The following is a 24,632-nucleotide window of genomic DNA, read 5'->3' as shown; positions in this document are numbered from 1 at the left end:
GTTATTGAATCCGATTCAAGCCCTTTGTCCTCGACTGAAAGAAAGCAGGGCATCATGGCTGACATGATAGAACAGGCAAAGCTTCCGTGGACAGGCGAACGTTATGTTCCGGGAGTCATTGGAGATATTGAGCTAGAGCATTTGCATCGCTATTACCTCGCCCGCGAACTGGCGTTAGGAAAGGATGTGCTCGATATCGCATGCGGAGAGGGATATGGTACCGCGCTATTAGCTGAAGTTGCCAGGAGTGTCGTGGGCGTGGATGCCTCGGATGAGGTTATACGCTATGCAAATGAACGCTATCAGCGTTCGAACGTCCAGTTTAAGCACGGAGCCTGTGGTCACATTCCCCTCCCTGATGCCAGTATAGATCTTATTGTGAGTTTTGAAACGATCGAACACCATGATGAGCATCATGAAATGATGCGGGAATTTGTTCGAGTCTTACGCCCAGACGGTCTGGTCCTCATCTCCAGCCCTGATAAGGCTGAATATTCCGATAAACCACAGTTCGTCAATTCCTTTCATGTGAAGGAACTCTATTTCGAAGAGTTTCAGGAACTGTTGTTAAATTATTTCGGGCATGCGCAGTTTTATGGCCAACGAGTCCGGTATGGATCATGTATTGGTCCACTCCATAACGCCTCCACGCCTTCAGCAAACTTTCGATTATCCCAAGGGCGAGCCCATAAGTTTCTGAGTATTCCTGAGCCTGTCTATTTCGTGGCTATCGTCGGGAACGGAGAGTTACCCCTCCTTCCTTCTGGGATATTTGTTCCTGAGGTTCCTGAATATTGGCATCAGCACATGGCCTTGCAGGCTGGTATTGAAGAACGCGATCAACAGCTTGGGCATCTTCAAAGCCAGTTGATGAATACCATGGCTGAACATGCCCGTGTCATTGAGGAACGCGATCAGCGTTTTGGCAGTCTGTATACCCGACTGCTGACGAAGGAGGAAGAATTACGTCGCATGCATTCATCCTTGCTTTGGCGAAACATCAGTAAGGTAAGGAACCTACGGGAACGCCTTTGTCCAGAGGGTTCGTGGCGTGGAAGGGTTTGCGCAAGTTTGGTGCATTGGTTGAAGGGCTCAGATCATCCTGGGACTCAAAGTCGGCAATCCACTGGTGAGTCGCTTGATCGAGTCCTAACGAGTGCAAAATCCCTATTGCCCGTTTCCCCTCACCGAAAACATCAATTGGTGTCGTTTGTCTTTGGACGGTTCGGCTCTTTCTTTCAACAGACGGAAAGTTATCGGCGGTGGAAGGACATGCAATTGCCTGTCCTTCATGAATCTGGAAATCCGCATTTCTCTGCCCAGAATCCTCCTCGTCAGCCGGTTTCTCTTATTCAGCTTGAGCCGGGTGGGATGACCACGCTCATTCAGTCATTCAACTTCACCGATGTGGAGCAGCCCTTGGTGTCCATCGTGATCCCTGTTTACAATCACCTGGAATACACCGTTTGTTGTTTGGCTTCGATTTTGAGGCATGTGCCTCAGTGCAGTTTTGAGGTGATTATCGTTGACGATGGGTCTCATGATGAGACCCCCAACATTCTCCCGGAGGTTCAGAATATTCGTTATTGTAGGAATGAGACAAATATTGGATTTCTCCGTTCTTGCAATAGGGGTGCAACATTGGCTCGCGGCCAATATCTGCTGTTTCTGAATAATGACACGCAGGTGCTTGAAGGATGGCTTGATGAATTGGTGAACACGTTTCAAGAACAATCAGAGGTTGGCCTTGTGGGTTCAAAATTGCTGTATCCCAATGGTGTGCTCCAGGAGGCTGGAGCCATCATTAAGCCAGATGGTTCAGCGGAATTGGTGGGATTAAATGGAGATCCAAGCAGGCCAGAATATAATGTGGTGCGGGAGGTTGATTATTGCTCGGGTGCCTGTCTGCTCATTGAGGCCGAGTTATTCCAAGTCCTGGGGGGCTTCGATGAGCTATATGCACCCTGTTACTGTGAAGATTCTGACTTAGCCTTCAGGGTCAGAAAAAGGGGAAAACGGGTCTTCTATCAACCACGTTCCGTCGTCGTGCACCATCTCAGCGTCAGTACCAATGATTCCAGTCACGAAAAAATGCCTCTGGTGGCTCGGAATGTCAATACGTTTGTTCAACGATGGAGCGATGAGCTGAAGAAGCTGAATGAGGTTCGAGCGATTGCTTTTTTTCTTCCTCAATATCACCCTATTCCTGAAAATGATCGGTGGTGGGGAAAGGGTTTTACAGAATGGACGAATGTGACGAAAGCGCGACCGAATTTCAAAGGTCATTATCAACCCCATCTGCCCGCGGATTTAGGGTTTTATGATTTACGTATGCCTGAGGTGCGTGAGGAGCAGGCGCGGTTGGCTCGCCAGTATGGCATTTCGGCCTTCTGCTATTACTATTATTGGTTTGCCGGAAAGAAACTTCTGAACCGTCCCCTTGACGAAGTACTGCAATCCGGTGCCCCGGACTTTCCGTTCTGCCTCTGTTGGGCCAATGAGAACTGGACGAGACGATGGGACGGGTGTGAAGAGGATATCCTTATCGCACAGAGTCATACCGAGGCGGATCATGCGGGCTTTATTGCGGAGATTGCCCCTGCATTGCTGGATCCACGGTATATCAGGATTCATGGAAAACCCTTGTTGATCGTGTATCGGATCGGCCAACTTCCAGATCCCAGACGGACTGCAGATTTGTGGCGGGAATTCTGTGTGAATGCAGGGGTTGGAGAAATTTACTTAGCCTATGTCCAGAGCTTTGAACGTATGCCGATGGGAGACGATCCAAGTCTCTATGGGTTTGATGCGGCTATTGAATTTCCGCCTCATCGGTATCCGGTACAAGCTGAGCTCTCACAACCCTTGATCAATTCTGAGTATCAGGGCGTGTTGTTTGACTATGCCCAGACAGCCGAAAACTTTATACGGAGAAATTGGCCCTCCTACAAACTCTTTAAAGGTGTGATGCCGTCGTGGGACAATACTGCCCGTCGGCAAGATGTCTCTCATGTTTTTGTGGGTGCAACTCCCGAACGATACGAATACTGGTTACGACAGGTCGTGGAACAAACACGGCGACTTCACTTTGGGGATGAACGGCTAGTCTTTATTAACGCGTGGAATGAATGGGCCGAAGGGAACCACTTAGAGCCTGATCGGCAGTTCGGCCATCAATATCTGGAAGCCACTAAAAACGGTCTAGGATTAAGGATGGTTCGAGATCCTCTAAAAGAATGACTATGTTTACGTGGTTCAATGGAAAACACGATTTTCTTCAATATGTGACTCAGATTAAATCGTACCAACTCGAAGCCGAGCGCCATCTATCTTTGCAACAGGAGGTTCCTGGATATTGTGTGGCCTGTCGGAGAGTGAGGAATTTCAAGGTCAACAGTGGGGTCTATTTCGGGCCTCTCCCGAATCTCCGGGAGGGATTGGTCTGTGAGTGCGGGTTGTCTAATCGCAACCGACTGATCTATTCGGCCATTGCCTTGGAGACTGAAGATCATTCGGATGTGCAGATGGCTATATTGGAGCGAACCTCGATCTTATATAAACGTCTTCAGGAAACCTTCCCCGAGATCATCGGGTCCGAATATATTGCAGAGGGGGTTCAGGGTGGAACTCTTCATACCGTATGTGGAATCTCTGTCCGGCATGAGTCTATTACGGGATTGTCGTTTTCATCGGGTTCGCTTGATGTCATTGTTCATAATGACGTGCTTGAGCATGTCTTTGATTATAGGAAAGCCTTGGAAGAACTTTATCGCGTGCTGAGAAATGGTGGAAGCCTCATTTTTACCTGCCCCTTTTTCTTTAGGCTTGATCGGGAACTTCAAAAGGCCAGGATTCTGGCTGATGGGTCTCTAGAGCTGTTAATGGAGCCTGAGTACCATGGTGATCCGATTAACGCCAAGGGGGCATTGACGTTTTATCACTATGGATGGGGATTGTTGGATGATTTGATCCGGTGCGGTTTTCGCGATGTCCGTGTTGGTGTCAATTACGATGTGTTTTCTGGGTTGGTCTCGAATAACCATCCGGAGTATGAATATGGCAATATGCTCCCCCTTATTATTCGTGCGGTGAAATAGAGGCATTTCAATCTGCCGGATTGTGATTCGTGTTTGATGAGTATTCCTGGGTGGCAAAGATTTCATCATTCCTTCAGGAGAGTCCTGCATATGGTTAATCCATCTGAACAACCGGAAAGCGCGAGGGGGGAAATGGGAGTGTTGTGGCTGGATCGGCCTGATGCCGAGCAGGAAGCCGTGTCAAGAGGTACACGATATCCTTCGCACTATCCCGGGATGGCCCGGGAAATGATCAACGAGGGGTTTACGATTTTAAAGGGGGCAATTGAACCGGGTCTTTGCGATGCGGTCGTCGATGATTATCAACGATACCTTAAAAGAAATAAGAAGTATGCCGATCAGTATATCGATGTCAAGGGTCGCCATAACCGGCTGGTAAATTTCCATATGTCATCCGAGAATGCCATGAAAATCGGATGTCATAATGAAATTATGAGGGTATTGGATTATCTATTCGGGTATAAAGCCGGTATTTATACGTCATTAACATTTGAATATGGGACCGAGCAGCCTATTCATCGGGATGCACCATTTTTCCATACCTTTCCTGTCAACTATTTTGTTGGCGCCTGGTGTGCGCTGGAAGACATAGAGCCCGATGCCGGCCCCTTGATGTATGTGCCTGGAGGCCATCGATTTCCTTGTGATCAGCATGCGATCTATAGGCGTATCCGTACTGAAAACCCTGAGCAGCCGGATGAATGGGTTGTGCGCCATGCTCTCGAAGCCTATTATGGTGAAGTGATTGCCCGATCAGGGGGCATTGGAAATACAAAGCAGGCTGTGTTGCAAAAGGGCGACGTTGCCATTTGGCATCCTCAACTGCCTCACGGGGGTGCACCCGCAATCAATCCACAGAAGACGCGACGAAGTGTGGTGTTTCATTGCGCACCGGAGACGTTGCAGGTCTATCAGCATGATGTCTTTTTTCAGTATGAGGACCCCGGGTTTCCTCCACCACGTTATGCCTTTGGATCCTATCAGGGCCGGAGTTATGCTCTCGCAGGTGAAACGGCATTTCAATAGCCGTTGGTCGGAACAAAGTGCTGTCGAGGATATGTCGTGCACCGTAGGACAATTTCATGGCTCCTTCATGTTCGTGAATGGAACGAATATTGGGACAGAATTCTTTTCCATCAATTCTCTTGTTCATGGCAAGATTTCTCTGGATGCAAGTAGTGGAATGAAGCATCCGAATAGGGTCGTCGGATAGTCAGGCGAATCAATGGGGACTTTCGTGGATTTTGTGGATGTGGCAAAACAGGCTGTCCGCCATCATGGAGGGGTATCCATGGTGTTTCGGCGTCTCTGGCAGGTCCTGGCCTTTGAGGGATTATCTGGGCTGAAGAAAAAAGTAAGGCAATTGCTTGCTAATCGAAAGACGTTCTCGTCCAGTCACGAATCCGATGGAACAGTGCGATTAGACACAGCCAACAATTCTGAAAAAAAATCTGAATCCCGGATGGCTGTCCTTTCTCCTGGGGCCCTGTTACTTGGCCATCCATTTGGAGTGCTTGGGATGGGTGAGCATATTCGCTTGTCGGCTTCAGCGTTTTCCGCGGCAGAGATCCCATTTCGTATTCGTAATATCTATGGAGAATATGGATTGCACCTGGCGGAGATCCACCAGGATTTTCCCTTCCGAGATAAGGTTGCCCAAAATGGTTTCTACCGGGCCAATGTCTTTCACATTAATGCCGATGAAATGATGAATGCGCAAATACACCTTGGCAAGGATGTTTTTACCGATCGGTACAATATTGGATATTGGGCCTGGGAGCTGAGTCGGTTCCCTAATGCGTGGCGTCCGTCGCTTCAATTGGTGGATGAAGTTTGGGCTCCGTCACGGTTCATTGAACAGGCGATTGCCGATGCGACCTCTTCACCCGTCATCAGAATGCCGCTGGCCGTTGAGTTTCCGGAGCCAAACGGGATGACCAGGAAATCGTTCGGATTGCCCGATGATCGGTTTTTGTTTTTATTCTTTTTTGATTTCACCTCGTATGTCCAACGAAAAAATCCAGAAGGAGCGATTCGTGCATTTTTGCAGGCATTCCCGGATGGAGATGATGCACGAGTGGGTATTGTGATTAAAATGAATGGGATGGACTTGCGTCCTCAGGAATACCAGGCGTTTATACAATCAATTGATTGTGAGGATCCTCGAATCATCTTGATGGATAAGGTGTTGACTGACCGGGAAACCAAGTCTCTGGTGAAGCTGTGCGATTGCTTTTTGTCGCTGCATCGGTCAGAAGGTTTTGGTCGGGGGCTGGCGGAAGCCATGTATCTCGGGAAACCCGTGATTGCGACCGGATATTCGGGAAATCTTGATTTTACCAACGCCCACAATTCGTGTCTCGTCGATTATCGGCTTATTCCGGTCGGGGAACATGAGTATCCGTTCGCAAAGGGGCAGAAATGGGCTGACCCTGATATTGAGCATGCTGTGTGGTTTATGAAACGAGTCGTCAATGAGCCGAATTATGCGCAAACAATTGGTCAACATGCGGCGGACTTTATTAAAACTCATCATAGCTCGCAGGCGGTGGGTTCAAAATATCGAGGTCGACTTCTGGCTTTAAACCTGCTTGACGAATTGTGAAGGAGGAGACCCTTCTTTTTCATAGGGGGAATGGATCGTGATAGGCACGGTTCCTCATTGTTGCTTTGAAATGACTGTGAATGATGTGTGACCCGGGGATGACAGAGAAATGATGCCGGATCTGAGGGAAGTGGAAATGGTCTTTGATTTATTTGTTCCCCCTGTCGGGGGAAACTACCCCGTCAGGAAGTCCCGGAATGTTCGCGATGGCTATGCCAGAGGATGGGGATTGCAATGTGGCCAATTGCGCGAGTCTGTGCGAAAGGATGCCTTATATCAAGAGGCATACAGACTGGCCTCTGGCCGGACCGTGGTATCTGAAGATAACCGCATGAACATTTTTTTGATTCTGAAATATTTTCTTCCCTATATCCCCTTTGGCCATATTGTCGAATTTGGGTCGTATAAAGGAGGGAACGCCCTGTTTATGGCTTATGTGGTTGATCAACTGTACCCTGGCAGAAAAGTCTTTGCCCTGGATACCTTTGCAGGGATGCCCGCAACCGAATCCGCTATTGATGCCCACGGAGCAGGAGATTTTCAAGACGTCGATTTGCAGGAGTTGCGAGAATTTGCTGATCGGGAAGGTGTGAGAAATGTTGAGTTTATCAAAGGATTGTTCCAGGAAACCGGCCCCTCTGCCGTCGACAAGATTGGAAACATTGTTTTGGCCCATATCGACTGTGATATTTATTCCGCCGTAGCCTTTTCATATGATCTCGTGAAGCCCTTCATGGTTCCAGGTGGGTATGTGGTGTTTGATGATGCGACCACCTCAAGTTGTTTAGGAGCGACCGAAGCGGTAGAAGAATTGGTGATTCGTCGCGACCGCTTGCATAGTGAGCAAATTTTCCCGCAGTTTGTCTTTCGATATCCTGGAGGTTGATCCCCATCGTTTTCATTATAAGTCAACGTAATTATGAAAGAATGTAGCAAGTCGATTGCTCGGCGATTATCCGAGCCAAACTTCATTAACCGGTTTTTCGTCGGAAAGGGTCTGGATATCGGTGGCCATCCCGATCCCTTGGGGTTATATCAGGAATTGTTTTGTCGGATGGAGGATGTGCGAACATGGGACCTGATTGATGGCAATGCGCAGTTTCTTGAGGGTGTGTCGGATGAGACATTCGACTTTGTGCATAGCAGTCATTGCCTGGAGCATCTGCATGATCCTGTCGTAGGACTCCGGAATTGGTTTAGGGTCTTGCGGCCAGGCGGCCATCTCGTCATTACCGTCCCGGATGAAGATTTATATGAACAAGGCCAGTTTCCGAGTACATTTAATGCCGATCATAAATGGACGTTTACCATTTTCAAGATGCAGTCCTGGAGTCAACAGTCTCTGAATGTTCTGGATTTGGTACGTGACCTTGGTTCTGCTGCCGAGCCGGTCAAAATTGAACAACTCATTTCGACGTATCGGTTTAATCTTCCCAGATACGACCAGACCTTGAGTTCAGTCGGGGAATGCGGGATCGAGATGGTCATTCGCAAGCGTCCCATCGCGGAAGTGGAAGCAGGGGGGCGTTGGAGTCGGTCCTCAGACCAACCTCGAGCCGAAGTGCGGATTCACCTGAACCAGTACCGGGACGATCTTCGAACGCTAAAACATTTCAACCGGGAAAAACCACCGTTTCACAATGACCAGCCGCTTTGATATCTGGAGGGTTCGATGATCATACGCGCGCGGGCGCCTCTTCGGCTTGGCCTGGCGGGCGGCGGCACAGATGTGTCGCCCTATTGTGATTTGTATGGCGGCTGTGTGCTCAATGCCACGATTGATCGATATGCCTATGCGGTCCTGGAGGTGTTGACGAGCCATAAGGTGCAGTTTTGTTCTGCTGATCGCCAGCATTTTAGTGAGTATCAGTTGGGAGAATCCATTCCACGCAATGGATGTGTCGATCTACATCGAGCCGTCTATCTGTACATGGTCGAGCAGTTTAATGAAGGACGGCCGTTGCCTGTGAAAGTTACCACTTACTGCGATGCTCCTGTAGGTTCTGGGCTAGGGTCCTCCTCGACTCTGGTCGTGGCGATGATTAAAGCCTTTGCGGAATTGCTGAACGTCCCGCTAGATGACTACGCGTTGGCTCATTTGGCGTTTAAGATTGAGCGAGTCGATTGTGGTCTGCAAGGTGGGAGACAGGATCAATACGCCGCGACATTTGGGGGGTTTAACTTTATTGAGTTTTATGCAGACAATCGGGTGATCGTTAATCCCTTGCGTATCAAAAACTGGATCATCTGTGAGCTGGAGGCTTCATTAGTGCTTTTTTTTACCGGGGTGTCCAGATCTTCCGCAAAGATCATCAGTGATCAGAGTACCAATGTTGAGTCTGGCACGGACTTGGCCCTTTCTGCCATGCATGCCATGAAGCGTGAGGCCTGTACGATGAAGGAAAGTCTGCTGAAAGGCGATTTCACTGGATTGGTTGAGTCCATGCGCGAGGGATGGGTTAGCAAGAAACGTTCAGCCAAGAGTGTGTCCAACGCGCATATCGATGAAATCTACGAAGCGGCGGTCAAAGCTGGAGCCTTGGCGGGGAAAGTGTCCGGGGCTGGCGGTGGAGGATTTATGATGTTTTTTGTCCCACCGGAAAAACGCATGGAGGTAATTTTTGGGTTAAAAAAATTCTCCGGTCAGGTCAGTAACTGTCATTTTACCAAATACGGGATGCAAGGTTGGAAGATAGATTAAATTGAATCGTGTGGAGGACTTCAGGCCGCGGTTGACCTCCTTAAATGGTTGATTGAAAAAACCGAATGTGTTGGTGAGGTAAGCTGATGATGTACTTAGTCAAAATAACGACGGACAGGGATTGTAAGTTTTGGGCTGATTCGTATTCAACTGAATTATTCCGCGAGAAGCTGAGTCGCTGATATTTTTGCGCCGGGGTTATCCCCCTCTGGCATGTGTTTGATTGATGTGTGAGACAGGAGTGATTCATGTGGTTCAAGTAGGAATCAGAAAGGCCATTGTTCTGGCCGGGGGACGTGGCGAAAGACTTCAGCCTGTTGTTCCCGATCTGCCTAAACCCATGGCGCCTGTTAGAGGCCGGCCATTTTTGGAGTTTATTCTCGATAGACTTGTAGATGCTGGGCTGACCGAAGTAACTATATCAGTTGGGTATAAGGCGGAGGTCATTGAAGAGCATTTTGGCCAGGCTTACCGCTCCCTTCCAATCAGATATTCAAGGGAAAGCTATCCTTTAGGAACAGGAGGAGCGATGGCCTTAGCGCTAAAAGGCGATGAGTCTTCTCCGGCTTTGGTCCTTAATGCCGACACGCTCGTTGACATTGATTATCAGGCCCTGATGGCCTGGTATGCACAGACCCCAACTCAGGTCGCGATCGTACTTCGGCATGTCCCGGATGTGAGTCGGTATGGTGCCGTCGTGCTCCTGGGTGAACGAGTCCAAGAGTTTCAAGAAAAGGGTCAGGAAGGCCCCGGCCTAGTAAACGCAGGGGTGTATCTTGTTAAACCTGAAATATTTTCTCAATATGGAAGGGGAGAGCACTTTTCCTTTGAGGCGGATATCCTCCAGCCGTATTGTCGGGAGCTGCAGCCTCGTGCATTCGTCACCACAGGATATTTTATTGATATCGGCACGCCAAGCGACTATGAACGCGCTCAGAGAGAAGTGATTTTTACTCGGGTCAGCTAAACGGCATTGGTTCTGCAATAATGGAGCGTGGGATGGGATTTGAAAAAGAGTTCGAACAGTTTTGGAAGAAGGGATATCTGATTGTTCCTGATCTGTTCGACCAGGAAGAGATGCATATTCTGAAGAATATCATCGTGAATCATGAGGGAATGAAACAGCGGACCGAAGGTCTCATGGATAAAGTTTCTCAGGGAAAACGCCCCTCATTTGAAACCATTTTTGTGTGGAATGATACAGCGGGGAATGATGTCTTCGCCAAAGCCACTCGACGTGCGTCGATTTTCGATCGATTGGAATATTTTTTTAACGATTCTATATACGTGTATCATAATAAAATTACTTTGAAATATCCTGGTATGGTCGGATTTCGCTATCATCAGGATTATGCCTATTGGTATGGAATGGGGAATTTGTATCCGGATATGGCTACGGTCCTCATTGCCGTTGACCCGATGACCAGGGAAAATGGGTGTTTGAAAATTCTCGAGGGGTCTCATAAGATGGGCAGGATTGACCATGTGTTTCATGATGGGGTGTCTGACAGCGGAGTTTGTCAGGACCGTCTGGCTGTCATTGAAACGCGTTTACCAGAAGTGTACGTGGAATTGAAGCGGGGAGACGTCGTGATGTTTCATTGTAATACCCTGCATGGTTCCAATGATAACGTGTCTCCCCATTCCAGAATCGCCTTAATCGGTTGTTATAATACCAAATCAAATAACCCGTATAAGTCGGCAGGGGGCCATCCCTTCTATCAGGTTCAAGAACGAGTGATTGAAAAAATAACAGAACAGGATTCAAGTAGTCTTCCTGATTTTGATTTACAATTTTCCTGATTTCACATCAGAGTTTGTCCAGGAGGATGATTGCCTTGATACTGTTTGATGATAATTTATGTACTAATAAGGATCGAACCTGAAATGACCCAGGGTGTTGGTATAGGCCAGGGAGGGAATAGCAAAATGAAACATTTAGGAAGTTTTCTTGCAATTAGTATTACTCTAATAGTGTTCGGATTCGAAAGCTCGGCACAGGCTTACCTTGATCCCGGTACCGGAAGTATGGTGTTGCAACTTTTGTTGGGTGGCATTGCCGGCGCTGTGGTGATTCTCAAATTGTACTGGAGGCGATTTGTCGGACTGTTTCGTGGAAATGCTCGAGAAGAATCCGAACATTCCACTTCCGAAGATCAGAAGTAATGGGTGATGTCCAACCCCTTCCAGGATCCTTCCGTGATCCCAGTGGGAACGTATATCAGTTTAAGGGGCGTATCTTTAGGACGGTCAATCAATGTTTTTCTCAGGATTTCGATTTTGTCACTTCCACGGGATTATTTCAAAAGCTTTCGACCGAAGGCTTGCTGCTTCCGTTTGAGATCGTTTCGTCAGATGTTCTGGGCCTCTCAGATTCAAAGCCCCGGTATATTTTGGAAACTCCCAAGCTCCCATTTATCTCCTATCCGTATGAATGGTCATTTTCAGCACTGAAGGCCGCCGCACTCCTGCATTTACGAATCCATTTGCAATCATTGGCAGTCGGTGTCACACTTTCCGATGCCTCGGCCTACAATATTCAATTTCAGGGAAATCAGCCTGTTTTTATTGATCATCTCTCCTTTAGGCGCTACCTATCCGGTGAAATGTGGGTTGGTCATCGCCAATTTTGCGAACAATTCCTGAACCCTCTCTTGCTTCGCGCATTTTTTGGTATATCTCACAACGCCTGGTATCGGGGAACGCAGGAAGGTATTACAACGGGGGAAATTCGAAAACTTCTCAAGTGGCGACACTGCTTGAAGTGGAATGTCTTGACCCACGTTGTTTTGCAAGATCTTTTCCAAAAAACCTCCACTAAAAATACGAAAAGTCTTCAGGATCATTCGTTGGCCCAGGCCTCGTTCCCGCTTTCTTCTTTCAAAGCGATGTTGGAAAAAATGTTTCATTGGATCAGCCAATTGACACCTCTGAATAAGGGTGAAAGCACCTGGGGGGATTACGATAAGACCTGTAGCTATTCTTCAACGGAAATCCAATCTAAAAAACAATTCATTCTTGAATTTGCACAAACAGTCCAGCCTGCACTTATTTGGGATTTTGGGTGTAATACGGGTGAATATTCGGAAGCGGCGTTGAATGGCGGGGCACGGAACGTCGTGGGATTTGACTTTGATCAGGGAGCGTTAGATGGCAGTTATCGTCGAGCAGTCGAGAGGCGGCTCTCTTTTCAAGCTCTGTTTATGGATGCGGCTAATCCGAGTCCAAATCAAGGGTGGAATGGTCACGAGCGGGAAAGTCTTCAGTCCCGGGCCTCAGCGGATGCCATTCTCGCCTTGGCTCTTGTTCATCACTTAGCTATTGCCAGGAATATTCCGTTGGTTCAGGTTGTCAATTGGCTGATCACACTTGCGCCACAGGGAGTTATAGAATTTGTTCCGAAAAATGATCCTATGGTGCAAGAATTGTTAAGTCTACGTCAGGATATTTTCCCTGATTACACCGCCGAACATTTCATGGCGCTTTTGGAAAAAAAAGCCGTAATCATTAAGAATGAAATCGTCTCAAAAAGCGGACGAGTATTGGTGTGGTTTAAACGAATGTAATTCAGGTACTCGTACCCTGGTTGAATGTACGGGAGCATTTGAACCATCATGGAAAATCTGAGGTGTCGCTGAAAAACGCCTTGAATATTTCCGCACGCTTTCCTCAAAGACACTTTTTATCCTCACCATAAACATCTGAATTTGCTCTAATCTCTGTCATCAGGGACCTAAATGACCACTTCGTCAGATGAGCTAAATATACCTGGTATTCGTATGGTCCTTATTGAATTTTTGCACTTGTTTGCTCTCGCTGGCTTTGCCGTTGCTCAGCCGCTTTATGATCTTCTTGGGCAGAACCCCGAGTTTTTTGTTTCTTATAAGGCCGGTACAGAGCTTATCATCGGTATGGTCTTCGTCCTTTCGGTGGGGATGGCATTAAGCCTCATGCTGTTTGAACTTGCCGCTTGGCCGTTTGGTGAGCGTGTTCGGAATAGCCTGCATGTGGTATTTGTCTTTGGCCTGGCGTTCCTCACAGTCCTGCCTCCGGTGCAGCGATTGGTGGATAGATCCGATCTTTTGATTGTTGGGTTTGCATTGCTGATCGGCTTTCTCTTTTCGGTCCTTTATGTTCGCTGGCATGCGGTCCGGCTGTTTCTTACAGTGCTTTCGCCCGTCGTGGTGGCATTTCCGCTGTGGTTTTTGTTGTTTACCCCTGTGGGTCGTTTGGTTATGCCGGATGCCATTGAACCACAGGCTGACATTGAGATTAACAATCCTGTCCCGGTTGTCCTTATTGTGCTGGATGAATTCAACATCACCGCGTTATTGGATGCGGATGGTCGAATCGATCCGGTGCGTTTTCCAAACTTTGCCGCTCTAGCCGCACAAAGTCATTGGTTTCCTAATGCGGTTGCCACGTATGTAGAAACCGCAGCTGCGGTGGCTGGAATTTTAACGGGGCGGCAACCAAGAGCTGGTGTTCGACTCAACCCGACGGCAACAGATCATCCTCAAAATTTGTTCACCGTGTTGGGGGACCGTTATGCCCTTAATGTCGTGGAGTCCTTGACAAGTCTTTGTCCCCATACATTATGCAAGGGAAAAGATGCTGATGCTGGCTCGTCCCTTCGTTACAAGTCCTTTTTTGCAGATCTGGCAGTGATATATTTACATATTATTGCCCCGCCACAAATGGGAAAACAATTACCCCCGCTCCATGCTCAATGGACCGGTTTCGGTGAGGAATTGTTCGAAAAAGGGATTCTTGGGAAGAAGGAGAGTCGTCTTCATCTTGATCTTGCTACCAAGGGGAATACCTCAAGAGAGACGTATCTGACTTCTTTTCTTTCTCAAATAAAGGAAACCACGAGCCCTGTCCTTCATTTTCTTCACGTCATCCTACCTCATACGAAGTATGAATATTTGGTGTCTGGTCAGCAATATTTTAATAAAGAACGACTCATTCCTGTCGGATGGATCGATGGACCGGGTTGGGGGGGGAGGTGGATTGGAAAAGAATCCTTGATTCTTACGGCGTACCACCAATACCTCCAGCAAATAGGATATGTTGATCAGTTCCTCGGGAAAGTGCGAAGTTCACTGGAAAGGGCGGAGCTTTTCGATAAGGCGCTCTTTATTGTGACCGCAGATCATGGTGTTTCCTTTCAGCGTGGACTATCCATGCGAGAGGTACAAAAAGGAAATGAGAGCGATATTCTTAAGGTTCCCATGTTCGTCAAGCTTCCTGGGCAACGTGAGGGAAGCATTCGTGAGCGACTTGTCAGCGGAATTGATGTGTTGCCAACCATTGCCGATCTACTCGGCTTTAAGGTTCCCAGGGAAATAGATGGATATTCCATGTTGGACAATGAAATCCCACCGCGGGACGAGATAGATTTTCTTGGGGTAGGGAAAATCCAATCGCAGGACCTAAACGGATTTCCTCGTCTCAAGTGGCAGGTCGATCATTTTGGAGAGCACACGGCACTCGACCGACTTGTGCCAAAAGGACCGGCTTCAAACTTGATTGGACAAAAACTTGGCGATTTGGTCATTGGTCACTCAACTTCCCTGAAATATATAAATGAAAATCCTCATCAATTAGATCAGGTGGATCTTGAAAGCAGGTACCTGCCTGCTCTTTTTAGCGGACAAATTATTGGCATGAGTCACCGAAGTTTACCGATTGCCATTTCTCTTAATGGCCGAATTTGGGCGACTACCCAGGCATCTTTATGGGATGGGAAACGGAATTATTTTTCTGTTTTATTCCCCCCTTCAGCTTTCCAGTCAGGCGAGAACCAAGTGAGGGTTTTTCGGATTGGAGATCATGATACAAAGTTAACTCCCATACCCTTGGCAATTCAGGGGGCTTTGAGTGATGAGCAGACAATGATACGTTTGCATCACGAAGCCTCGGGGCAATCAAAACTTGTGTTTCCCGGTGAGCGGGAGATCCTGGTCGATGTGGGTGAAAAACATCTGACTGGGAATCTGGATCGTGTTCTTCTTTCAGGGGAGTCAATTGTTGTGGAGGGATGGGCTGCTGATCTTGAAAAGAATCAACCGGCTGAAGAGGTTTTCATTTTTGCAGATGGAAAATTTACGGTTAGTGCAGAAGTTGGAATCTCCAGGCAAGATGTCGTGGAGGCTCATCAACAGAAGGCATTGTTCTATAGTGGGTTCAGGATTAAAATCCCGGAGAAAGTTCTCAAGCCTTATCCAAGTGATATCAAACTCATTGTTGTCTCATTAAACAACCGAGCATGGGAGTTTTCCTTTTCTCCAAAACAAATGGATTTCATTCGCTCTACGCTGGAGAAAGAGGATTTTAGCCGATGATCAGGCCAATAATGGCCAATCCAGTCATTAGTCGTTACAAAACCAAGTTATCGCTTGCCCGGAACCCCATAAATACATTCTATTAGGTGAGGAATAGTTCCAACTTTTGATTTAGTTCTGTGCTTGGCACCTGGCATTCGAGCCCATTTAGGATTGTCAGGGAAGCGTCTTCACATCGGAATGAATGGGGCATGTTTTGTGGATTCGCCTGGTCTGCATCCCAAGGAAGATACACTTAGTTCGGTCCATCTAGTTCCGGGAACCACAAGCTTGTTCCTGCTGCGATTGTTGTTCATTAATCAGGGGCAATAGATTGAACCGGTTTCCCAAACATATTTTCTAAAGCATCCTTTTGATGATTATTAAATCGAAAATGAATATTCGTATTTTACATAAAGTTCCCGTCCCCTTGCGGGCGAAAATGCGGTGCAATCCTTAAAGTAAATGAAACAGAACGCAGTCATAGTTATGGGATCCACAATTGTTGCGATTTTTATAATGGAGGCCTTACTGCGTGGGATGGGAATTCCAGCTAAGCTTAACTCAGGTTGGGGATGGGAAGATTCGGCAGGTAGAAAATTATCAAAATATGAGGCTTTGACAACCAACCAATTGGGATATCGAGGGCAAAATATTAACTATGATACCGATGACTATGTGGTGTTGCTTGTGGGTGACAGCCAGGTCGAAGCGTATGCAGGTCGGCCGGACCATATGCCGGAACAGTTTCTTCAGGAATCATTGGCTAGTCAGTTGCCTCAACCAGTCAAAGTATTTTCTCTTGCCTCTTCAGGGTGGGGACAGGACCAACAGCTTTTGGCCATTCAAGAATACTTTAAGATGTATAGGGCCGACTTGGTTTTATTGTGGGCAACCCCAGGAAATGACTTTTGGGAAAATGCGTTTCCAGATAGAAGTGCGACTTCGCAGGCGGGACCCTTGAAGCCAACCTTTAGGCTGGTGGAGGGTGAGCTCTCTGGTCCTTATTTTACAGCAGGATCCTACTTGCATAATAGTGCCATTGCCCAATTAATAGAGACGGTGATGGCAAATTTACAGAATGAAACATTAGAGCAACGCATTCTTCGTCGGTGGCTTCAAGAAATGCCAACGTCTCATAAAACCCTCAAAGCCGAAAATGAACATGTATGTGAGGGACTGACAGTTATTAATCAAGTCGAGTTTTTCAATACGATATTTGAACTCAACGGTAATATTGGTTACATCGTAAGGTCCGGGGAAGATTTCCTGAACAGCAGAAGCCACTTTTCTCCTTTTATGATAAATCCATCCAGGCGAGATGAATATCTGGTGGCTGTTACGGAAAGTCTATTGTGGCATGTTAAAGAGGAAGTAGAAAAGCATCATTCGAAATTTCTTGCGTTCTATCCTGTTCGAGAAGATTTTGATAAGCGAGGAATGCAAATGGTTAAGTGTGTGACGGATTCTCAAGGGAATATTTTTAGAGTATCTTTGGACTATGCAAGCCGGTTAAAAGATGTCATCTCCTCTGAAGACTTAGTTATCTTTGATTTGCCGGGTGGTAACGAAATTGTCGTTTCGCCGAATGATAGACATTTAAATGATTTAGGAAACGAATTAGGTATGAAGAAGCTGAGCCTGACTCTGGTAGAGCGTTCGCTATTCGATTGATGCTCATTGTTTGCCTTTGAGGCTTTGGTGAGAAGTTGGTTCCGCAATCTTCCGAACAATAATCGTGTTAACTGAGGAGGTCAAAACCTTTGGCATGCCGGCTCGCCTCCTTTGTGGAGGCAATGCCGACGGGATATCGATAGATGACTCCCTGGCTTCACGCTCTTATCTGCGAATACAGTTTTCTGGTTTCTGCTGAGTCTGTGGGCGTTCACTGTAGGCTCACACTTTATCTCCAGTAATGGCGCCGGATGGCCAAGAATGGGAAGGGAATAATACCGCAGAAACAAAAAGTGTTATGCATGTCTACAGTCTATAGATTTCACCAGCTGGGTTGGATGGTTGTCAGGAAGTTTTCAGGAAAATAGGCGTTGGTTGTGACGTAGTAAGATGCCATGACGAATTCTGGACTAAAGGAAGGGATGCTGAATGCGCCGAAGCAATGCTCCATCATCATTGTGAGCTATAATTCCAGCTCCTGCATCGGTGCCTGTTTGGGCCCCTTACTCAACATTTCTGATGTTGAACTCGTGGTGGTGGATAATGATTCGAAGGATGGAACTGCAGCTAAATTGCAGAATGAATTTCCGCAGGTTACCCTTATTGCCCTTCACGATAATATTGGTTTTGGGCGTGCATGTAATATCGGGTTGGCGGCTTCGAGCGGGTCCTTTGTCTTATTTTTGAACCCGGATACCATTGCGACGGAAAAGGCCATTCGAACCCTTATCCGATTTTATGAGAAGCATCCTCGGGTAGGAATTGTCGGGGGCCGTCTTGTTGATCCATCTGGCCGGCCTTTGCAATCAATGGGGGATGCACCTTCTTTGACTGGCCTTGTGCTGGATAAGCCGTTGGCCTGGGTGGCGAAGCGTGTAGGGCCTCGAGGGCTCTTTCGTCGAGTGGTAGGCCGGTGTTCGACAAAATTTCGCATCCCTCATGAAGCGGAGCCTGTGGCATGGGTGTCCGGTGCTTTTCTTTGTTGCCGGCGTTCAATCTGGAATGAAATCGGCGGTTTTGATGAAAAGTTTTTTTTGTATTATGAAGATGTTGATCTGTGCCTCAGGGCCAGGCAGGCTGGTTGGGAGGTGTGGCACGTTCCTGAGGCAGTTGTAGAGCATCAGTCCGGAGCTTCATTTGGGGGCGATCTTTCTCAACAAAAAGAAATTTATTATGTTAATCAATATTATTTTTTCCGGAAACATTTTGGTCGTCCGGTCGCATGGGTCTTGTGGGTTTTGCAGAGTATCTATGCTCGATTAGGTATGTACCGTGGCCTTGGAACCGACCGAATAGGTCGTGCTCTGCTATAGTGTCTATTCTAAGAATCACAGAAAATCTACTTGGGAAATTGGGGACGTAATGCGTGTCCTCCAAATTGTTGCCGATGGAAAACCAGGTGGAGGAACAACGCATGTTCTACAGATTCTCAAAGGCTTACGGCATGCCGTTTCTTTTTATCTCATTACCGAAGAACAATCATATTTAATGAAGGAAGCCGGTGCTCTTGGAATTCCCTGTCAGGGGCTTCGATTTTTTATTAGTCGGCTCAATCCTGCCATCCCTTTCCAACTTCGAGCGTCGGTTATGGCCCTTCAACCTGATCTGGTTCATGTCCATGGTGGGCGTGCAGGGTTTTTCTTTACGGTATCTCTCTTGAAAGTCCCGATGGTCTATACCGTCCATGGATTTCATTTTATTGAAAAGTCACCGAAAATTCGCCGGATGGCGTTAATGGCGGAACGTTGGAATTTGCGACGTGCGTGTCATTCCATTTTTGTGTCGAAATATGATGTGGTTCTTGCAGAAAAATTTCAATTATTATCAGGTCGTGATAAAAGGTCAGTCATCTATCCCGGTCTTTCTTTGAACAATCTTCCACGGCCTTTGCCTCAGGGGCTCCTGCATATTGGATTTATCGGACGATTGGAACATCAGAAGGATCCCCTCCTTTTTGTAGAGATGATGGAGTTCTTGCCTGAGTATTCGGCCACGATTGTTGGTGGTGGGGCTTTGGCTCCGATGATCAAACAGGAAATAGCCAGGCGGGGGTTAGGTGGACGGGTTCACATGGTGGGGGAGTTGTCTCATGGAGAGGCTCTGGACATTCTGGCTACTTTCAGCGTGGTCGTTTTAACCTCCAGGTGGGAAGGCCTGCCGGTTTTGGTCTTAGAATCTATGGGCATGGGAGTTCCGGTTGTGAGCATGAATGTGAGTGGATTGGAAGAAATCATTCATGACGAGATAAACGGAATGTTGGTAGAAAAAAGGAGCGGAGAAGACCTTGCCGAAAAGGTCAAAAAAATTACAAACAATGAGGATCTCAGGATCTTCCTCATCAAGAAGGCACAGGAGACTATACAGGAAAAATTCTCCAGTGAGACCATGATGGATTCGATTCTGGAAATATATCAGGAAATGTCTGCCTCACATGCAGGTCATTGAACCCAAGTGAAAGTTGCGCTGGTTCATGATTGGCTGACAGGTATGCGAGGGGGTGAGCGGTGTCTTGAAGCGTTGTGTGAATTGTTTCCTGATGCGCCAATTTATACGCTGTTCCATGTGAAAGGCAGTGTGTCGCGGACGATTGAGCGGCATCCTATTATTCCAAGCTTTCTTAATCGAGTCCCATTTGCAAAGAGTCGATATCGGTATTTGCTCCCCTTCTTTCCTTCAGCCATCCAGCGATTGGAAATCCATCAGTATGATTTAGTGGTCAGTTCCAGCCATTGCGTGGCCAAGGGCATTCGAGTGCCTCGCGAGACCTGTCATATTTCCTACGTTCATACCCCCATGCGGTATATCTGGGATGGATTTGATACCTATTTTGGCAACACAGGAATGTGGAGTTTTGGCAGGCTGGGCATGGGCCTTTTTCGAAGGCGACTTCAGCGGTGGGATGTGGAATCGAATGCCCATGTGAGTTGTTTTATTGCCAATTCGCAAAACGTAGCAGGGCGAATTGCACGCCAGTATGGAAGGGCAGCCTGCGTGGTCTACCCTCCTGTTGATTGGCAGAACTTTCACGTGTCGCATCGCCATGAAGGGTTTTATTTGATGGTCACGGCATTTGCGCCCTACAAAAAAGTCGACCTGGCCATTGCTGCGGCCAATGAGCTTGGGCTTCCATTAAAAATTATCGGGCAAGGACAAGATGAGAAACGCTTAAGGCGAATGGCCGGTCAAAGTGTCGAATTTCTTGGCTGGCAGTCAGATCATCGTGTCAGAGACTTTTACAGCCGGTGCCTAGCCGTTCTCTTCCCCGGTGAAGAGGATTTTGGTATTGTGCCTTTAGAGGCCATGGCTTCCGGGAAACCGGTAATTGCTTATGGAAAGGGTGGGGCCCTTGAAACAATCGTCCCTCTTAATCCTTTGCCTGAGCAAGGCGAAAATCATTTAGAACGTGGTGTTCACGAAAGTGGATCCTCTTCTGTTCCAACGGGGGTCTTTCACTATGAACAGTCGGTCCAAGCCATAGTTGAAGCCATTCAATTGTTCACGCAGAACCTCACAGATTTCAATCCTTATGCAATTCGAGCACATGTTGAACCGTTCGATCGTTCTCATTTTAAGCAGCGGATTCAGCAAGTGATCATGTCTCGTTATCGCGATTTCCGTCGTACCCCGCCATGTTAAAACGCCACAGTGAATTCTTAAAAAATCTGCTCTTCCTTTCCGACCTGGTTGTGATATGCGTGTGTTGGGTGAGCGCCTATTTCATTCGCTTTTCAGTGCCCCTGTTTCCCATCACCAAAGGCATTCCTCCCATTGACCCGTACCTCTGGCTTCTTTTTCCCATTGTCGCGGTATGGGGAATTTGTTTCTATTCATTTAATCTGTATCGGCCTCGAAGAATGGGATCTCATCTTGCGGAATTTGTGGACATTGCCAAGGCCAATACACTGAGTATTCTGATCCTGGTCGCATTGACCTTTTTCTCGAAGCCGTTTGAATTTTCCCGTTTGGTGATCGTGTATTTTTGGTTGTTGAATCTGGTGGTGCTGGGCTGTTCCCGTATGGTCTTTCGGGAAATTCTCAGGGTTTTCCGGCGAATGGGATACAACCAACGCCAGGTAGTCATTATTGGCGCGGGAAAACTTGGGCAGCGGGTTGGAGATACGCTCAAAATGCATCCAGAACTTGGCCTCCAGGTTCGCGGGTATTTGACACGGAATGCCGAAAAGGTTGGTCAAATGTTGGACGGAATTCCGGTTATCGGAACGTTTGACCAGGCGGCAGAAATTCTAACCAGCCATGTGGATATCGTATTTTTGTGTTTGCCTCCGGAAGTGGAATGTGAAGCTGAGGGACTGATGAAAATCCTGTCTTCCACAACAGCAGGAGTGAAGATCATTCCATCCATTTATGAGTTCGTGACGTTGCGGGCCGAAGCCGAAATGTTTGAGGGCCTTCCTATTATTACTCTCCAGGGTTCTCCTCTTTACGGGTGGAATTTGTTTTTGAAGCGGATGGTTGATGTCTGTGGTGCCGCCGTGGCCCTGGTGGTGGCCTCACCAATCGCATTGATGATTGCGGTACTCATCAAGCTCACCTCTCCAGGTCCTGTCTTCTACCGGCAGACTCGTGTTGGCCTCGATGGCAAATCGTTCAATATTGTTAAAATCCGGACCATGCGTATGGATGCCGAAGAGAAGACAGGTCCCGTCTGGGCAAAAGCACACGACCCACGCAGGACGCCCATCGGGACGTTTCTGCGACGAACCAGTTTGGATGAATTGCCGCAATTTTGGAATGTCTTAAAGGGAGAGATGAGTATTGTGGGGCCGCGTCCCGAGCGACCGGAGTTTATCGAGAAATTCCGGGCCCAGATTCCCCAATATAACCTGCGTCACACCATGAAAGCCGGAATTACGGGTTGGGCACAAATTAATGGATTGCGCGGAAATACCTCTTGGGAAAAACGTTTAGCCTACGACATGTATTATATTGAGCATTGGTCCTTATGGCTGGATGTAAAGATTATGATTATGACACTTTGGAAGGGGTTGATCCATCGGGAGGCGTATTAGCCTTTCCCCTTTCATGGGGTAACGCGGAGGTTCTCCCATGTGAGTCACTTTGCTAATGGGGTTGCATTTCCCTCCTCGTGATAATCCCTGAATTTTTCTGAGTATGTATTTTCTTCATTCCGTGCAAGAGCTTGAGAGTCTTTTCAAGAAAGATTTGGGGGAAGACATCCCTCACGACTTTTTGAGTGAAAGACGCATAGAGGGTATCATTTGATCCTTGTCCCGGCAGGGATCTCCTGGGACATGTTAAGAAGTTCAAGGACCTCTTGATCTCCTGCAGCTAATACCATGCCTTGGGATTCAATCCCCATCAGTTTTGCCGGCTTGAGATTTGCCACAACGACAATGGTTCGGCCCACCATTTCTTCGGGGGCATACTTTTTCCCAATTCCAGCCACAATCTGACGCTGTTCGGTTCCGATATCTACCTGGAGCTTAAGCAATTTTTCAGACTTTGGGACACGTTCTGCCGTTAAGACTTTTGCCACCTTCAATTGGACTTTTTGGAAATCGGCAATGCCGATCTGTATCACCTCGCTGGGTGGGGACTGGGGTTGGGTGGATGAAACGGGCTGAGGTGTTTCCATGGGTGTCCTGTTTGGGTGAATCGGCGTTGTATGTTCGGGACTCTTTTGGGAGCCCGGTGGACGGGAATCTTTTCTGGGAAATAGCGAAGCACCTTTACTGGTTTGCCCCGTATAAAGGTATGCTCCCCAACGAGGGAATTCTTGCAACATGGGTGTGGAAAAATTCATCGATAATCCCAGTCGGGTCTTCATCGTTTCGGCGATCTGTGGCATAAACGGGTATACGGCCAACGTGAGAAATCGTAAAACCTCCGTGAGATGAAACAGGACGGTGTGAAGGCGAGGGGTATGCCCAGGATCTTTGGCCAACATCCACGGAGCGGTCTTATCAATATATTGATTAGCTGACTGGACCAAAGCCCACGTGGTTTCCAGTGCGCGATTAAATTCTAAGTGGCGAAGGTGCGTGTCAATGGAGGGGAAAAGGGATGAAGCCGAATGCTGGAGTTGACGATCCTGATCGGTTTCGTGTTTGGCGTCGGGTTGAGGGACGGTATTGTTGGAAAAATTTGCCAGCATCGTAAGAGTTCGGGACAGCAGATTGCCAAGATCGTTGGCCAATTCAGCGTTATACCGGCTACCGAATGCCGTGATGGAGAAATCTCCATCCTGGCCGAATGGGACTTCTCTCAACAGAAAATAGCGAAAGGCATCAGCGCCGAATTCTTTGACCACGCCATAGGGATCGACAACATTCCCTCGACTTTTTGACATCTTTTCCCCATTCACCGTCCACCAGCCATGTGCAAAGATGGATTGGGGAAGCGGCAGCTCCAACCCCATTAACATGGTCGACCAGTAGACGGCATGGGTGGTCAAAATATCTTTCCCGACCAGATGGAGCGACGCGGGCCAGAATTTTGAGGTGCTGGGAGTTGGAGGGACGTACTCCAGGGCTGACAGGTAATTCACTAAGGCGTCGAACCACACATAGGCCACGCAATCCCGATCAAATGGCAATTCGATGCCCCACGATAACCGTGACTTGGGTCGGGAAATTGACAGATCTTCAAGGGGCTTTTGCAGAAACCCTAGGACTTCATTGCGACGGGTGGCCGGCTGAATGAAGTCGGGATTTGTCTGGATATGCTCCTTCAACCGGTTTTGAAAGCGACTCATGCGATAAAAATAATTTCGTTCACTGACCTGCTCTACTGGTCGCCGACAATCCGGGCACAGGCCGTTCTCCACATCCTTTTCTGTCCAAAATCGCTCGTCATAGGTGCAATACCAGCCGGTGTATTCGGCTTGATAAATCAAGTCTTTGTCATAGAGGGCTTGAAGGTAGCGTTGTACAGTGGCCTGATGTTGAAGGTCGGTGGTGCGAATAAACCCATTGTTGGAGATATGCAATTGCGACCAGAGATTCTTGAACTTCGGCGTGAGGAGGTCACAATGTGCCTGTGGATCGATTCCGGCCTTGGCTGCAGCCTGCTGGACTTTTTGCCCATGTTCGTCTAATCCGGTGAGGAAAAAAACCTCATGGCCTGTTAGCCGATAAAACCGGGCTAGAACATCGGCCGCGATGGTGGTGTAGGCGTGGCCAATGTGAGGCACATCATTGACATAATAGATAGGGGTGGTGACATAAAACGTGTTGGACATGACAAGA

At 47.7% G+C, this 24,632-nt stretch carries 18 protein-coding genes; 17 read left to right on the top strand and 1 reads right to left on the bottom strand.

Annotated features, from left to right (window positions below; genetic code table 11):
• The first annotated feature begins 54 nt into the window (after window positions 1-54).
• The 17 genes from ACTRXD_RS02195 to ACTRXD_RS02115 all read left to right on the top strand — a co-directional run bounded on the left by ACTRXD_RS02195 (window position 55) and on the right by ACTRXD_RS02115 (window position 22,433).
• Window positions 55-3,240, top strand: a complete 3,186-nt coding sequence (locus ACTRXD_RS02195) for a glycoside hydrolase family 99-like domain-containing protein (protein WP_442430229.1) — start codon at window positions 55-57, stop codon at window positions 3,238-3,240.
• 2 nt (window positions 3,241-3,242) lie between these two features.
• Window positions 3,243-4,097, top strand: a complete 855-nt coding sequence (locus ACTRXD_RS02190) for a class I SAM-dependent methyltransferase (RefSeq protein ID WP_442430228.1) — start codon at window positions 3,243-3,245, stop codon at window positions 4,095-4,097.
• Window positions 4,098-4,187: 90 nt separating this feature from the next.
• Window positions 4,188-5,123 (top strand): phytanoyl-CoA dioxygenase family protein, encoded by a 936-nt coding sequence (locus ACTRXD_RS02185; protein WP_442430227.1) that lies wholly within the window; start codon window positions 4,188-4,190, stop codon window positions 5,121-5,123.
• A 199-nt stretch (window positions 5,124-5,322) separates the two neighbouring features.
• Window positions 5,323-6,702, top strand: a complete 1,380-nt coding sequence (locus ACTRXD_RS02180) for a glycosyltransferase (RefSeq protein WP_442430226.1) — start codon at window positions 5,323-5,325, stop codon at window positions 6,700-6,702.
• Between the two features lie 109 nt (window positions 6,703-6,811).
• Entirely contained in the window at window positions 6,812-7,588 is a 777-nt protein-coding gene (locus ACTRXD_RS02175; protein ID WP_442430225.1) for a TylF/MycF/NovP-related O-methyltransferase, read from the top strand.
• A gap of 33 nt (window positions 7,589-7,621) precedes the next feature.
• Window positions 7,622-8,359 (top strand): methyltransferase domain-containing protein, encoded by a 738-nt coding sequence (locus tag ACTRXD_RS02170; protein WP_442430224.1) that lies wholly within the window; start codon window positions 7,622-7,624, stop codon window positions 8,357-8,359.
• A gap of 15 nt (window positions 8,360-8,374) precedes the next feature.
• Window positions 8,375-9,403 (top strand): GHMP family kinase ATP-binding protein, encoded by a 1,029-nt coding sequence (locus ACTRXD_RS02165; protein ID WP_442430223.1) that lies wholly within the window; start codon window positions 8,375-8,377, stop codon window positions 9,401-9,403.
• A gap of 250 nt (window positions 9,404-9,653) precedes the next feature.
• A complete protein-coding gene (locus tag ACTRXD_RS02160) occupies window positions 9,654-10,370 on the top strand; it encodes a nucleotidyltransferase family protein (RefSeq protein WP_442430222.1) in 717 nt (238 codons plus the stop codon).
• A gap of 32 nt (window positions 10,371-10,402) precedes the next feature.
• On the top strand, window positions 10,403-11,206 hold the full coding sequence (locus ACTRXD_RS02155) for a phytanoyl-CoA dioxygenase family protein (RefSeq protein WP_442430221.1): 804 nt from the start codon (window positions 10,403-10,405) through the stop codon (window positions 11,204-11,206).
• A 126-nt stretch (window positions 11,207-11,332) separates the two neighbouring features.
• A complete protein-coding gene (locus tag ACTRXD_RS02150; RefSeq protein ID WP_442430236.1) occupies window positions 11,333-11,569 on the top strand; it encodes a hypothetical protein in 237 nt (78 codons plus the stop codon).
• Window positions 11,569-12,969 carry a class I SAM-dependent methyltransferase gene (locus ACTRXD_RS02145; protein ID WP_442430220.1) on the top strand — a complete coding sequence of 467 codons (1,401 nt, stop codon included), beginning with the start codon at window positions 11,569-11,571 and terminating at the stop codon, window positions 12,967-12,969. Before ACTRXD_RS02150 ends, ACTRXD_RS02145 begins: the two co-directional genes overlap by 1 nt.
• Before the next feature lie 171 nt (window positions 12,970-13,140).
• Complete coding sequence (locus ACTRXD_RS02140) at window positions 13,141-15,750, top strand: sulfatase-like hydrolase/transferase (RefSeq protein WP_442430219.1); 2,610 nt, start codon at window positions 13,141-13,143, stop codon at window positions 15,748-15,750.
• A gap of 468 nt (window positions 15,751-16,218) precedes the next feature.
• Window positions 16,219-17,403 (top strand): hypothetical protein, encoded by a 1,185-nt coding sequence (locus ACTRXD_RS02135; protein ID WP_442430218.1) that lies wholly within the window; start codon window positions 16,219-16,221, stop codon window positions 17,401-17,403.
• A 395-nt stretch (window positions 17,404-17,798) separates the two neighbouring features.
• Entirely contained in the window at window positions 17,799-18,716 is a 918-nt protein-coding gene (locus ACTRXD_RS02130; protein WP_442430217.1) for a glycosyltransferase family 2 protein, read from the top strand.
• A 49-nt stretch (window positions 18,717-18,765) separates the two neighbouring features.
• Window positions 18,766-19,848: a glycosyltransferase gene (locus ACTRXD_RS02125; RefSeq protein WP_442430216.1), complete on the top strand. Its 1,083-nt coding sequence runs from the start codon at window positions 18,766-18,768 to the stop codon at window positions 19,846-19,848.
• Between the two features lie 6 nt (window positions 19,849-19,854).
• Window positions 19,855-21,039, top strand: coding sequence for a glycosyltransferase (locus tag ACTRXD_RS02120; RefSeq protein ID WP_442430215.1), 1,185 nt, complete (start codon window positions 19,855-19,857; stop codon window positions 21,037-21,039).
• Window positions 21,033-22,433: an undecaprenyl-phosphate glucose phosphotransferase gene (locus tag ACTRXD_RS02115; RefSeq protein ID WP_442430214.1), complete on the top strand. Its 1,401-nt coding sequence runs from the start codon at window positions 21,033-21,035 to the stop codon at window positions 22,431-22,433. Before ACTRXD_RS02120 ends, ACTRXD_RS02115 begins: the two co-directional genes overlap by 7 nt.
• A 206-nt stretch (window positions 22,434-22,639) precedes the next feature.
• On the opposite strand, the gene metG is transcribed toward ACTRXD_RS02115, so the two are convergent.
• Window positions 22,640-24,625, bottom strand: coding sequence for a methionine--tRNA ligase (gene metG / locus ACTRXD_RS02110; RefSeq protein WP_442430213.1), 1,986 nt, complete (start codon window positions 24,623-24,625; stop codon window positions 22,640-22,642).
• Window positions 24,626-24,632 lie beyond the last annotated feature (7 nt).

This window comes from Nitrospira sp. T9 (genome assembly GCF_052156535.1).
In the GTDB taxonomy this organism is placed as follows: Bacteria; Nitrospirota; Nitrospiria; order Nitrospirales; family UBA8639; genus Nitrospira_E.
Note: the sequence above shows the minus strand (reverse complement) of the source record. Positions and strands in the feature narration are given on the sequence as shown.

Coding starts and splice junctions, on each gene's coding strand:
- ACTRXD_RS02195 (WP_442430229.1), top strand. CDS start 55: ATGGCTGACATGATAGAACAGGCAAAGCTTCCGTGGACAGGCGAACGT.
- ACTRXD_RS02190 (WP_442430228.1), top strand. CDS start 3,243: ATGTTTACGTGGTTCAATGGAAAACACGATTTTCTTCAATATGTGACT.
- ACTRXD_RS02185 (WP_442430227.1), top strand. CDS start 4,188: ATGGTTAATCCATCTGAACAACCGGAAAGCGCGAGGGGGGAAATGGGA.
- ACTRXD_RS02180 (WP_442430226.1), top strand. CDS start 5,323: ATGGGGACTTTCGTGGATTTTGTGGATGTGGCAAAACAGGCTGTCCGC.
- ACTRXD_RS02175 (WP_442430225.1), top strand. CDS start 6,812: ATGATGCCGGATCTGAGGGAAGTGGAAATGGTCTTTGATTTATTTGTT.
- ACTRXD_RS02170 (WP_442430224.1), top strand. CDS start 7,622: ATGAAAGAATGTAGCAAGTCGATTGCTCGGCGATTATCCGAGCCAAAC.
- ACTRXD_RS02165 (WP_442430223.1), top strand. CDS start 8,375: ATGATCATACGCGCGCGGGCGCCTCTTCGGCTTGGCCTGGCGGGCGGC.
- ACTRXD_RS02155 (WP_442430221.1), top strand. CDS start 10,403: ATGGGATTTGAAAAAGAGTTCGAACAGTTTTGGAAGAAGGGATATCTG.
- ACTRXD_RS02150 (WP_442430236.1), top strand. CDS start 11,333: ATGAAACATTTAGGAAGTTTTCTTGCAATTAGTATTACTCTAATAGTG.
- ACTRXD_RS02145 (WP_442430220.1), top strand. CDS start 11,569: ATGGGTGATGTCCAACCCCTTCCAGGATCCTTCCGTGATCCCAGTGGG.
- ACTRXD_RS02140 (WP_442430219.1), top strand. CDS start 13,141: ATGACCACTTCGTCAGATGAGCTAAATATACCTGGTATTCGTATGGTC.
- ACTRXD_RS02135 (WP_442430218.1), top strand. CDS start 16,219: ATGGGATCCACAATTGTTGCGATTTTTATAATGGAGGCCTTACTGCGT.
- ACTRXD_RS02130 (WP_442430217.1), top strand. CDS start 17,799: ATGACGAATTCTGGACTAAAGGAAGGGATGCTGAATGCGCCGAAGCAA.
- ACTRXD_RS02125 (WP_442430216.1), top strand. CDS start 18,766: ATGCGTGTCCTCCAAATTGTTGCCGATGGAAAACCAGGTGGAGGAACA.
- ACTRXD_RS02115 (WP_442430214.1), top strand. CDS start 21,033: ATGTTAAAACGCCACAGTGAATTCTTAAAAAATCTGCTCTTCCTTTCC.
- metG (WP_442430213.1), bottom strand. CDS start 24,625: ATGTCCAACACGTTTTATGTCACCACCCCTATCTATTATGTCAATGAT.